The sequence below is a fragment of the Pseudomonas sp. 22082 genome, assembly GCF_052046055.1.
Classification (GTDB): Bacteria; Pseudomonadota; Gammaproteobacteria; order Pseudomonadales; family Pseudomonadaceae; genus Aquipseudomonas; species Aquipseudomonas pharyngis.
Genome location: NZ_JBQEQB010000007.1, coordinates 235,726 through 247,143, shown reverse-complemented (window position 1 = coordinate 247,143; position 11,418 = coordinate 235,726). Strand labels below are relative to the sequence as shown.

The 11,418-nt window shown below is 59.5% G+C and carries 11 protein-coding genes; 9 read left to right on the top strand and 2 right to left on the bottom strand.

Annotated elements, in window-relative coordinates:
* Positions 1–39: 39 nt before the first annotated feature.
* Positions 40–888 (bottom strand): formyltetrahydrofolate deformylase, encoded by an 849-nt coding sequence (gene purU / locus ACTJK9_RS11135; protein WP_011335666.1) that lies wholly within the window; start codon positions 886–888, stop codon positions 40–42.
* Positions 889–1,227: 339 nt separating this feature from the next.
* Here purU and mvaT point away from each other — a divergent pair, with 339 nt between their 5' ends.
* On the top strand, positions 1,228–1,605 hold the full coding sequence (mvaT, locus tag ACTJK9_RS11130) for a histone-like nucleoid-structuring protein MvaT (protein ID WP_007951234.1): 378 nt from the start codon (positions 1,228–1,230) through the stop codon (positions 1,603–1,605).
* Between the two features lie 100 nt (positions 1,606–1,705).
* On the opposite strand, the gene sbcB is transcribed toward mvaT, so the two are convergent.
* Positions 1,706–3,136: an exodeoxyribonuclease I gene (gene sbcB / locus ACTJK9_RS11125; protein WP_221398001.1), complete on the bottom strand. Its 1,431-nt coding sequence runs from the start codon at positions 3,134–3,136 to the stop codon at positions 1,706–1,708.
* Positions 3,137–3,316: 180 nt separating this feature from the next.
* On the opposite strand from sbcB, the gene ACTJK9_RS11120 reads away from it, so the two are divergent.
* The 8 genes from ACTJK9_RS11120 (at position 3,317) to ACTJK9_RS11085 (ending at position 11,396) form a co-directional block, all read left to right on the top strand.
* The gene (locus ACTJK9_RS11120) at positions 3,317–4,042 is read left to right on the top strand and encodes an RDD family protein (protein ID WP_064599028.1); all 726 of its coding nucleotides are present in this window, start codon (positions 3,317–3,319) and stop codon (positions 4,040–4,042) included.
* Positions 4,039–5,016, top strand: a complete 978-nt coding sequence (locus tag ACTJK9_RS11115) for a stage II sporulation protein M (protein WP_085610977.1) — start codon at positions 4,039–4,041, stop codon at positions 5,014–5,016. Before ACTJK9_RS11120 ends, ACTJK9_RS11115 begins: the two co-directional genes overlap by 4 nt.
* Positions 5,003–6,547, top strand: a complete 1,545-nt coding sequence (locus tag ACTJK9_RS11110) for a DUF4129 domain-containing protein (protein ID WP_440813829.1) — start codon at positions 5,003–5,005, stop codon at positions 6,545–6,547. Before ACTJK9_RS11115 ends, ACTJK9_RS11110 begins: the two co-directional genes overlap by 14 nt.
* Positions 6,544–7,710: a DUF4350 domain-containing protein gene (locus ACTJK9_RS11105; RefSeq protein WP_440813827.1), complete on the top strand. Its 1,167-nt coding sequence runs from the start codon at positions 6,544–6,546 to the stop codon at positions 7,708–7,710. The genes ACTJK9_RS11110 and ACTJK9_RS11105 overlap by 4 nt, the downstream gene beginning before the upstream one ends.
* Positions 7,707–8,708, top strand: a complete 1,002-nt coding sequence (locus tag ACTJK9_RS11100; protein ID WP_440813824.1) for an AAA family ATPase — start codon at positions 7,707–7,709, stop codon at positions 8,706–8,708. Before ACTJK9_RS11105 ends, ACTJK9_RS11100 begins: the two co-directional genes overlap by 4 nt.
* The gene (locus tag ACTJK9_RS11095; protein ID WP_064599036.1) at positions 8,705–10,039 is read left to right on the top strand and encodes a DUF58 domain-containing protein; all 1,335 of its coding nucleotides are present in this window, start codon (positions 8,705–8,707) and stop codon (positions 10,037–10,039) included. Before ACTJK9_RS11100 ends, ACTJK9_RS11095 begins: the two co-directional genes overlap by 4 nt.
* 194 nt (positions 10,040–10,233) lie before the next feature.
* Positions 10,234–10,449 (top strand): hypothetical protein, encoded by a 216-nt coding sequence (locus ACTJK9_RS11090; protein ID WP_041475416.1) that lies wholly within the window; start codon positions 10,234–10,236, stop codon positions 10,447–10,449.
* A gap of 542 nt (positions 10,450–10,991) precedes the next feature.
* Positions 10,992–11,396 (top strand): DUF6124 family protein, encoded by a 405-nt coding sequence (locus tag ACTJK9_RS11085; RefSeq protein ID WP_011335674.1) that lies wholly within the window; start codon positions 10,992–10,994, stop codon positions 11,394–11,396.
* Positions 11,397–11,418 lie beyond the last annotated feature (22 nt).

Below are 11,418 nucleotides of genomic sequence, written 5' to 3'. Positions count from 1 at the left end.
ATGGATCGCTCCCACGCTCTGCGTGGGAGCGAACCTGAATCAGAACACCACGGTCTTGTTGCCGTGCACCAGCACGCGGTCTTCCAGGTGATAGCGCAGGCCACGGGCCAGCACCATCTTCTCGACGTCACGGCCGAAACGCACCATGTCTTCAATACTGTCGCTGTGGCTGACACGCACCACGTCCTGCTCGATGATCGGGCCGGCATCCAGCTCTTCGGTCACGTAGTGGCAGGTCGCACCGATCAGCTTCACGCCGCGCATCGAAGCCTGATGGTACGGCTTGGCACCGACGAACGACGGCAGGAAGCTGTGGTGAATGTTGATGACCTTGTGCGCGTATTCGCGGCACATGTCCGGCGGCAGGATCTGCATGTAGCGCGCCAGCACCACCACTTCGGCGTCGTGCTGCTTGACCAGACGCGACACTTCGTCGAAGGCCGGTTGCTTGTCCTGCGGATTGACCGGCACGTGGTAATAAGGAATGCCGTGCCACTCGACCATGCTGCGCAGGTCGTCGTGGTTGGAAATCACGCAGGATATCTCGCAATCCAGCTCGTCGCTGTGCCAGCGGTGCAGCAGATCAGCCAGGCAGTGGGATTCGCGGCTGGCCATCAGCACCACGCGTTTTTTCTGCTCGGTGTCGGTGATGCGCCAGTCCATCGAGAACTCTTCGGCGATCGGTGCAAACTTCTCGCGCAACACCTCGATACCGAAAGGCAGGGAATCGGCACGGATTTCGTGACGCATGAAGAACCAGCCGACCTGGTTATCCGAGTGGTGGCTCGCTTCAGTGATCCAGCCATTGTGGGCCGCCAGAAAGTTACTGACTTTGGCAACGATGCCAACGCGGTCCGGGCAAGAAATCACCAACCGAAAAGTGCGCATGAGGGGGAAACTCCAGAACTTCGCAAAGGCGGCCATTCTAGCGACTGCGCGGGAAAACTGCAGTATTGATGACCCACGGAGCCTCACCGCAGCCCGTCGCAGCTTTTTTGACGCGCGTAAACGCCAGAATGATGGCGTTGCAATAGCCATGCTTGAACAGAGCTGTGTGAATATCTGTGAAGACTCCATCACAATATTTAACTGAACATTCAATTCAGGGCTTTTCAACGTAACTAATTCAAATAAAAACCCCGGTTAAATGTTTACTTGATGAAACAGCCTGACTATTATTGCCGCACTGTCCCCTGCCATCGCGCACTCCCACATAAGGTAGTAATCATGTCCTTGATCAACGAATATCGTGCCACCGAAGAAGCTATCAAAGAGCTGCAAGCCCGTTTGAAGAACCTGTCGCAAGACGACAAACTGCAAGCCGAGCTGGAATTCGAAGGCAAACTGCGCACACTGATGGGCGAATATTCCAAATCCCTGCGCGACATCATCGCGCTGCTGGATCCAGAGTCCAAAACCAAGGCTCCACGTGGCGGCGCAGCCAAAACTACCGGCACCAAGCGTGCTCGCAAAGTTAAGCAATACAAGAACCCGCACAACGGCGAAGTCATCGAAACCAAAGGTGGCAACCACAAAACTCTGAAAGAGTGGAAAGCCAAGTGGGGCGGTGACGTGGTTGAAGGCTGGGCTACCCTGCTGGGCTAAGCCGCAACCCTTGTCGCAGAGCGCTTCTGTGATACAAAAAACGCCAGCGAACGCTGGCGTTTTTTTATGCCCGACATTCAAGCGCCGGACATGTTCGATTTCAAAGATTCAAACGTTTGCGCAATGCCTGGACATAGTTCTGCCATTCAACCAGCACCTCGGCCTGCATCGGCGCAGCACTAACCCGCCATTGCTCCATGGCCTCGGCAAAAGATTGCAAGGTATTAGGCGCCCCCCACTCCGGCTCGGACAGGCGTTGCCGACAAAAGATTTTCCAGCGCTCTTGCTCTTCGAAATTCAACGTATCGGGAAAGTTACGTGCTCGATATCGAAACAACAATTCAGGCAAACGTTCGTCATCGAACGGCCATTGCTCTCGCGCCAATTGAGCAGGATCGGTCGCCCTCACTTGCTCACATAAACGACGATCGCGATCACCGATAAATCCGTCGTACAACTGTTGTTCGGGATCTTCACTCGAGGTGAAATCTTCGCTGGCATAAATCGCCGAGACTTTATCTTTCCAAACTTGTTGTGCGTCACTTAGTCGCAAGGCACGTGCCTGATACAACGCCATGTCCAGACCCAGACGCTGTTGATCTTCAGCACGCAGCACCGCCAACGGCGCCACCACCGGGCACTTGTTGATGTGAATGAGTTTGAGCGGCACCGGCAACTCGTCTTCGGCCAGCTCGTCACGCCGGGTATACAGGCGCTGACGCAAAGTTTCGGCATCCAGGTCGAGCAGCCCCTGCGGATCCAGGTGCAGATCACAAACGATCAACGCGTTCTTGTTGCGTGGGTGCCAGGCCAGCGGCAGCACCACGCCGATATAACTGCGCGCGGCCGAGAAGCGGCCGGAAATGTGCACCATCGGCTGCAACAGGCGAATCTGGTCCATGACCTTCTGTTTGCTGCGCAACTGGAACAGCCAGTCATACAGCCTCGGCTGCTTCTGGCGGATCAACCGGGCCAGGGCAATCGTGGCGCGAACATCCGACAATGCTTCGTGAGCATTGCCGTGATCGATGCCATTGGCGGCGGTCAGGCGTTCGAGCTTGAGCGTCACCCGGCCTTCATCATCGGTCGGCCAGACCAGACCATCGGGGCGCAATGCGTAGGCGGCGCGCACCACATCGATCAAGTCCCAGCGACTGTTACCGCCCTGCCATTCACGGGCGTAGGGATCGAAAAAGTTGCGGTACAGGCTGTAGCGGGTCATCTCGTCGTCGAAACGCAGGGTGTTGTACCCGGCGCCGCAGGTGCCGGGAGCCGCGAGCTGGGCGTGGACCCGGGTCATGAAGTCGGCTTCGCTCAAGCCTTGCTCGGCGAGACGACTCGGCGTGATGCCGGTGATCGCGCACGCCGCCGGGTGCGGCAGGATGTCTTCGCTGGGCTGGCAGTAGAGATTGACCGGCGCATCGATTTCGTTGAGTTCATGGTCGGTGCGGATCCCGGCCACCTGCAACGGGCGGTCGCATCGGGGATTGATGCCGGTGGTTTCGTAGTCGTACCAGAAAATGGAAGTCACGGGCGGTTCCTGAACTGAAGATCGGCAAAGTCTAGGCGTTCGACCGCCGTCGCGGCCAGCACCGCATCATTCAGTCACCTTTGGTTGAAGGATGTGTATGACATAGTTATGTCGTTTCCCCCCGAGAGGCTGCTAGCATCGGACGCACTTGCATCCCGATCCGGCAACATCAGGTAGCCCATGCTCGAGACCACAGCACCGCCAAGGAAAGCACCGCTGGCCCCGCCACTGGACACGCGGCACCAGGTCGAAACGCCGGAAGGCATCGACTTGCCGCTGCGCCCCGCCGGCCTGATGGTGCGTGCCGTGGCGTTTACCATCGATCTGGGGTTGCGCGGGCTGATCCTCGGCCTGCTGCTCATGCTGCTGGCGCTGCTTGGCAAACTCGGTATCGGCCTGGGCTCACTGCTGCTGTTCGTGGTGAGCTGGTGGTACATGGTGTTGTTCGAAGTACTGCGTCAGGGCCGTTCGCCGGGCAAGCAATGGATGGGCTTGCGAGTGGTGCACGACGATGGCACGCCGGTCGGCTGGTCGGCTTCCCTGCTGCGCAACCTGCTGCGTTTTGTCGACCTGATGCCGTTCGGCTATTTCCTCGGTGCGATCAGTTGCCTGCAACACCCGACCTTCAAACGCCTCGGCGACATCGCGGCCGGCACGCTGGTGATCTACAGCGAACGCCCTCTCAAGCGTCCGCACTTGCCCGATGCCGAACCCCGTCGTTCGCCGATCCCGCTGACCCTGACTGAACAACGCGCCTTGCTCGCCTTCGCCGAACGCCAGGGTGAACTGTCGACGGCGCGGGTCAATGAACTGGCTGCATTGCTCGCTCAGCCGTTGCACATCAGCGCGCCGAAAGCCGTTGGCGAACTCAACGGCATTGCTCGCGGCCTGTTGGGGCCGACATGAAGCAAAGCCTTTTCGAATCCCGCCACAAGGCCGAATGGGAGCGTTTCAGCCTCGCCCTCGAACGTCTGGAACGGGGCAAGGACACCTCGCAGGTCGCGGAATTTCCCAAGGCTTATCGCCGACTCTGCCAGCATCTGGCCCTGGCGCAGGACCGTGGCTACAGCAGTTTTCTCGTCGACTCCCTGCAACAGCAAGTACTGCGCGGCCATCAACAGCTCTACCGTCATCGCAGCCAGCTCGGCGCTAACGTGCTGGGTTTCATCCTGGCCGGTTTTCCACGATTAGTCCGCGCAGAATGGCGCTTCGTGCTGGCCGCCGCCCTGCTGTTCTTCGGCAGCCTGATCGGTTTCGGGATGCTGGTGTATCTGAGTCCCGAATTGATCTACAACCTGATTCCCGCCGATCAGGTGCGCGAGATGCAGAGCATGTACGACCCCGCCGCTGGCCATCTCGGGCGTTCGGCCGAACGCGCGGCGAGCGAAGACTGGGTGATGTTCGGCTACTACATCATGCACAACATCGGCATCGCCTTTCAGACCTTCGCCAGCGGTTTGCTGCTGGGAGTGGGCAGTGCGTTTTTCCTGTTCTACAACGGGTTGATCATCGGCGCGGTGGCCGGACACTTGAGCGAGATTGGCTTCGGCCAGACCTTCTGGTCATTCGTGATCGGACACGGTGCGTTCGAACTCAGCGCCATCGCCCTGGCCGGTGCGGCAGGACTGAAACTGGGTTGGGCGTTGATCGCGCCGGGACGCCTGACACGAATCGAAGCCCTGCAGATTGCGGCGCGCCAGAGCATCCTGCTGATCTGCGGCGTGATGCTGTTTCTGTTGATCGCGGCGTTTATCGAAGCCTATTGGTCATCGCGCACCGGGGTTTCGCCGCAGACCAAATACCTGGTCGGCGCCGGGCTCTGGCTGTGCGTGGCGCTCTATCTGCTGTTCGCCGGAAGGTCCCGCCATGCGCCTGAGTGACGCAACCGTGGCGATCCGTCCGCGTACCACCTGGGAGGCGATGGACCTGGGCGTGCTCATGAGTCAGCAGCACCGGCGTCTGCTGATGACCAGTTGGGCGATCGTCACCCTGCCGCTGTTCGCGGTGCTCAGCCTGTTGCTGTGGGATTCACCGTCACTTGCCGTGTTCATCTTCTGGTGGCTGAAACCGGCGTACGAGCGTTTGCCGCTGTACATCCTGTCCAAGGCACTGTTCGGCGAAACACCCACCTTGAAACAGGCCTTGCGCCAATGGCCGCGCCTGCTCAAGCCGCAACTGCTCGCCAGCCTGACCTGGCGTCGCTTCAGCCTGAGCCGCAGCTTCCTGCTGCCCGTGCTGCAACTCGAAGGCCTCGACGGCACCGCTCGCCAACAGCGTTTACAGGTGCTGCTGCAACGCAATGCCGGCGCCGCGCAATGGCTGACGATCATCGGCGTGCATCTGGAAACGGCGCTGTGGATCGGCCTGATGGTGTTGTTCTATCTGCTGCTGCCGCAACAGGTCGAAACCGATTGGGACTGGCAAAGCCTGATCTTCGCGGCCGACTACGAATGGCGCTGGCTGGAGCATCTGACCAATGCGTTCTATGCGTTGATCCTGGTGATCTGGGGACCGGTGTATGTCGCCTGCGGGTTCAGCCTGTATCTGAACCGCCGCACCGTCCTCGAAGCGTGGGACATCGAACTGGTGTTCCGCCGCTTGCGCCAGCGTTTGAACAGCAGCGCAATCGGCTTGCTGCTGGCGGTGTGTCTGCTGTTGCCGGGGTTGCCCTCAGCCTGGGCTGCCGAGCCTGCCACAGCTCCGGATGCACCGCGTCTGTTGAACCAGCCACTGACCAGCGAGGCATCACGCGACAGCATCAAGGCTTTGCTCGAACAACCGCCGTTCAAGAACAAGGAAACCGTCACCCGTTATCGCTTCGGCGAAGATCCCGCTGCTGCCGAAAAAACCAGGGAAGGCGAGGCACCGCAATGGTTGAAAACCCTGCTTGGCTGGCTGGACGGCCGACACCTCGACGGCCTGGCCAAGGCGATCGAAGTCGTGCTGTGGGGCGCGGTGATCGCCGGGCTCGGCTGGCTGGTCTGGCGTTATCGAGATCTTCTGCAAACGTTCGTCGGCCGTCGTCCGCGCTTGCCCGAACCGAACAAAAGACCCTTGCCGCAACAGGCCTTCGGTCTGGACCTGCAAAAGGAAAGCCTGCCAGATGACATCGCCAGCCACGCGGAACAGCTCTGGCAAACCGAGCCGCGCGTGGCACTGGGTCTGCTGTACCGGGCATTGCTCAGTCATCTATTGCACGACTTCAACCTGACCTTGAAACCCGCCGACACCGAAAACGAAGTGCTGGCCCGGATCGAACAGTTGCAGCGCCCGGATCTGCTCACTTATAGCCGTCACCTCACCGGTCACTGGCAGAACATGGCCTACGGGAACCGCGTGCCGGCGGCGCATCTGCAACAGGAATTGTGTGATGGCTGGCGGTCCCTGTTCGGCCACGGAGTTGCCCGTTGAACCGGCGCGCACTCTGGCTTTTGGGCGGCGCGTTGATCGTCGCCCTGCTCGGTGCGCTGGGCATTTATCTGTACCTCAAGGCCACGCCGTACCAGGCCGAAGTCGATCACGGCCCGTCCCCCGCTGCGCAAGCCAATCCTTATCTGGCAGCGGAGATGTTTCTGCGCGAGCGCGGGATCGACGTCAGTCATGCCGAAAGCCTCGCCGTGTTGCCCGACATTGATCCGCGCCAGCACACGCTGCTGATGTTCAACGACCGCTCGAAAATGACCCCGCGTCAGGTCGATCAGGTTTTGAACTGGGCCCGGGCCGGCGGACGGCTGGTGTTCGTCGCCGAATCGATCTGGGATGAAAAGACCGGCCAGAGCAACGACCTGCTGCTCGACCGCGTGCAACTGCATCAACTCTTCAGCAAGGATCTCAAGGATCCGCCGCCGGATAACGCCGAAGACCCCTTCCCGAATCTGACCAAACTCTATCTGGAAGACGAGGACGCACCCGCCTACGCCGGATTCGACACCGCCTTCCATCTCGAGGACCCGAAAAACCTCGCCCAGGCCTGGGCCAATAGCGCGAAAGCCACGCACATGATGCAACTGGCTTTCGGCCTCGGCACGATCACCGTGGTCACCGATGCCGATCTGTGGAAAACCCCGGCCATGGCGCAACACGACAATGCCTGGCTGCTCTGGTATTTGAGCGCCGATACCGCTGTGACCCTGCTGTTCAACACCGAGCACGACAGTCTGCCGGCCCTGCTCTGGCGGTATTTTCCGCAAGCCATCGTGGCCCTGATTGCCTTGATCGGTCTGTGGCTGTGGCATGTCGGCGTGCGTCACGGCCCGGTGCAGGCGCCGTCTCCGAGTGGTCGTCGACAGTTGATGGAACACCTGCGCGCCAGTGCCGATTTCATCCTGCGTCACAACGGCCAACAGACCTTGCTGCAAGCGTTGCAGCAGGACGTTCTGCGCCGCGCCCGTCATCGACATCCCGGTTTCGACCAACTGAATGTCGCCGAACAATGGCTGGTGCTGTCGCGCCTGACCCGCCAACCGACCCGTGCCATCAGCCAGGCCCTGAGCCCGGCACCGCAGCGGCGCATGTCCAGCGCCGAATTCTGCCGTCAGGTCGCCCACCTGCAAGCCTTGAGGAACACGCTATGACCGAACACATCGAACCCGGTTCGCCCAGCCACGTGGCCCAGCAACGCCAGCGCGCCAGCCAGTTGGCCCAGGCCGTGCGCGGCGAATTGCAAAAAGCGCTGATCGGCCAGAACCCGGTGATCGAAGATGTGCTGACCGCGCTGATCGCCGGCGGCCACGTGCTGCTCGAAGGCGTTCCCGGCCTCGGCAAGACCCTGTTGGTACGCGCCCTGGCAAAATGCTTCGGCGGCGAGTTCGCGCGCATTCAGTTCACCCCGGACCTGATGCCCAGCGACGTCACCGGCCACGCGGTCTACGACCTGCAAACCGAGCAGTTCAAACTGCGCAAGGGCCCGCTGTTCACCAACCTGCTGCTGGCCGACGAGATCAACCGCGCCCCGGCCAAGACGCAAGCCGCCCTGCTCGAAGCGATGCAGGAGCGTCAGGTCACCCTCGAAGGCCGGGCCTTGCCGATTGCCCAGCCATTCATGGTGCTCGCCACGCAGAACCCGATCGAACAGGAAGGCACCTATCCGCTGCCCGAAGCCGAGCTCGATCGCTTCATGCTCAAGGTGCGCATGGATTACCCCGACGCCGATCAGGAGCTGGACATGGTGCGGCAGGTCAGCCGCTCGACCCGTGCCGACATGCTCGACGTGCAACCGCTGCGCACGGTGTTGCAGGCCAAGGACGTGCAAGCCCTGCAACGCATCGCCAGCGATTTGCCGCTGGACGATCAGGTGCTCGATTACGCCGTGCGTCTGGCGCGCAGCACCCGCACCTGGCCGGGGCTGAGCCTAGGCGCCGGGCCACGCGCCTCCATTGCACTGGTCCGTTGCGCCCGCGCCCGGGCCTTGCTGCGCGGTGGTGAATTCGTGATTCCCGACGACATCAAGAGTTGCGCACTGGCGGTGTTGCGTCACCGGGTACGCCTCGCGCCAGAGCTGGACATCGAAGGCCTGCAAGTCGATCAAGTCCTTCAGCAACTGCTTGACCAGATCCCGGCGCCGCGCCTGTGAAACCCTCGCGCCTGCTGTTGATCTGGCTGGCGATCCTGCTGGCCATCGGCATTGTGCTGGGCGCGTTGCAGGCGCTGGATGTGGAAGTGCCATCGAGCCTGTTGTCGATCAACTGGGGTTTGTTGCTGGCGCTGTTTGCGCTGAGCCTGCTGGACGCGCTGCGTCTCAAGCGTCTGCCCTCGCCCCGCGTGCAACGACAGGTGCCCGGCAGCCTGGCCCTCGGTCGCTGGAGCGATATCCGGCTGGAAGTCGAACACGAGCTCGACCAGCCACTGGCCATTCAAATCTTCGACCACGTACCCGACAGCCTCGGCTACGAAAACCTGCCGCTCTCCACCGAGCTGCAACCCGGCCAGCGCAGCCTGATCGGCTATCGCCTGCGCCCGCTCAAACGCGGCCACTACACCTTCGAAACCTGCGAACTCAACCTGCCGAGCCCCTTCGGCCTGTGGTCCGGCAAACGCCTGCTGACCATCACCGACCACACCCGCGTCTACCCCGACTTCGCCCGCCTCTACGGCGGCCAGTTGCTGGCGGTCGACAACTGGCTCAGCCAGCTCGGCGTGCGTCAGCGCCAGCGTCGTGGCCTGGGAATGGAATTCCATCAGCTCAGGGAATTTCGCGAAGGCGACAGCCTGCGTCAGATCGACTGGAAAGCCACCGCCCGCCACCGCACACCGATTGCCCGGGAGTACGAAGACGAGCGCGATCAACAGATCATTTTCATGCTCGATTGCGGGCGACAGATGCGCAGTCAGGATGGGGAGCTGTCGCACTTCGACCATGCACTGAATGCGTGTCTGCTGTTGAGTTATGTGGCCTTGCGACAGGGGGATGCGGTGGGCTTGTCCACCTTCGCCAGCGATCAGCCGCGGTTCATTGCACCGGTCAAAGGTGCGGGGCAGCTCAAGGTGTTGCTCAACGGTGTTTATGACCTGGATAGCACGCGGCGTTCGGCGGATTATCCGGCGGCGGTAAATCAGTTGCTGGCGAGGCAGAAGCGTCGGGCGCTGGTGGTGTTGGTGACGAATGTGCGGGATAAGGATGATGAGGAATTGCTGAACGCCGTCAGACAATTAAGCCAACAGCATCAAGTACTCGTGGCCAGCCTGCGTGAAAGCACGCTTGAAGATAGACGGCATTCGCAGGTGCAAACGATTGAGCAAGCGCTTGAATACTGCGCAACAGTGGATTACCTGAACGCCCGATCGGTGCTCCATGAAAAATTGAGTGCCCAAGGAGTGCAAGTGATAGATGCCCCCCCAAGTGAATTGAGTACAGACGTAATTTCGCGGTATCTGAGCTGGAAAAAATCTGGAGCACTCTGCTAACACATTGTGAAATTCACACGGGAAGGCCAGATTAAAACTACGAAAAATCAAAAGCTCTAAACAATAAGCTGGCTCAGTTCACCCGAGGAGCATCACAAGCTGATGCATCTCACCAGTCGAGTAGAAATCGCTAGCCAACTAACACTCGCAGATGCCACTGCTATGCTTGTTTTTTTGCAAAAAGGAGCCTAAGAATGGCCGTTCAATACTCTCTATCAGACGTGTTGGAAAGGATGTATCAGAATCAACTCGGCTTGGAAGCCGCTCTAATGGAATTAGTACTCCTGGTCGAAGCACAGGGAATGGTGGATACCGGAAACAACGTCCGAGAAGCACTTTTTACAATCGGAGAAAACGCTGGCTTCATCAATCAAGGTTTGGCCAAGCTGAAAGGAAAACGTCCCAGCTAAAGCTTTCGGACTTTCGCCTATGTCTCCAAGATCTTTCGATGTATTTCTTCTACGGTTCGTGTCCTCTAGAACCAATAATTAACTGGGGGTTTTCTTACAGCTCGGTTCTCAAGAAAACTCCCTTTGCCTACGACTACACTAGCTCTGCCCCACGTGTAAAAACCTTCAAAAGAGATGCAAAACTGTTGTTCTCTCACTTTTTGTGGACAACAAAAAAACGGTGTAATTGAGGCTACAACACGTGACGCTTTTGCCTACATGTAAGCGCGAATCCGCCGGCTTGTGCACCTTGGCGTTGCCCCGTAACTTGATCCCCGTCGCTGCCAATCAGCGGCCGGGTTTAGTCGCCCGAGGTAAGATAGGTTTGCAAACGCATCGTCCAGTCGGGTATTCCCTATCCCTGCACTCGATGGTGGCTGTGAGCAGGGTGCCCCCGGGCACGCCGGAAAAGCCTACTTCCCCGGTCGACTAACCTGCTTACAGCTGCCACCCCCTCGTTTAGTCGCGAAGCGGTAACAGCCCAACTTATTAGGAAGTTAGGTATGTTCAAAGCTACACCAAATCCGCCTTCGGATATCGATCCAACTGACAAGACTGATCAAACCGATCCGGTCTCCCCCTACGCCTCCGTCGATTCAAAAAAACTCCACGACGCGGCCCATCGGGCCCTCGACTTTTACCTCAACCCCAAAGCTGAAAAATCACGCAACTCCGTGGATCGTGGCATGCAGATGTTCAAAGTCGATCCGGACATCAACCCGGAAGCCATCGCCATCCAGACCTACGAAACCTTTTCCTCGGTCAGCATTCTGTTGCTGGATCTGGCCGACAGCCTGGACGACAAGCCGCGGCATCTGGCGATGGCGATCTATCAGTTGAGTGAATTGGGGTTGTTGCTGGTGGAGAAGACACTGGATAACGAACGGGCGATTGCGATAAACGAGTAAGAAAAAGGGCCACAACCTTCGG

Excerpts from the sequence above, each read along its gene's own strand:
- purU (WP_011335666.1), bottom strand. The coding sequence starts at position 888 with ATGCGCACTTTTCGGTTGGTGATTTCTTGCCCGGACCGCGTTGGCATC.
- mvaT (WP_007951234.1), top strand. The coding sequence starts at position 1,228 with ATGTCCTTGATCAACGAATATCGTGCCACCGAAGAAGCTATCAAAGAG.
- ACTJK9_RS11120 (WP_064599028.1), top strand. The coding sequence starts at position 3,317 with ATGCTCGAGACCACAGCACCGCCAAGGAAAGCACCGCTGGCCCCGCCA.
- ACTJK9_RS11115 (WP_085610977.1), top strand. The coding sequence starts at position 4,039 with ATGAAGCAAAGCCTTTTCGAATCCCGCCACAAGGCCGAATGGGAGCGT.
- ACTJK9_RS11110 (WP_440813829.1), top strand. The coding sequence starts at position 5,003 with ATGCGCCTGAGTGACGCAACCGTGGCGATCCGTCCGCGTACCACCTGG.
- ACTJK9_RS11100 (WP_440813824.1), top strand. The coding sequence starts at position 7,707 with ATGACCGAACACATCGAACCCGGTTCGCCCAGCCACGTGGCCCAGCAA.
- ACTJK9_RS11090 (WP_041475416.1), top strand. The coding sequence starts at position 10,234 with ATGGCCGTTCAATACTCTCTATCAGACGTGTTGGAAAGGATGTATCAG.
- ACTJK9_RS11085 (WP_011335674.1), top strand. The coding sequence starts at position 10,992 with ATGTTCAAAGCTACACCAAATCCGCCTTCGGATATCGATCCAACTGAC.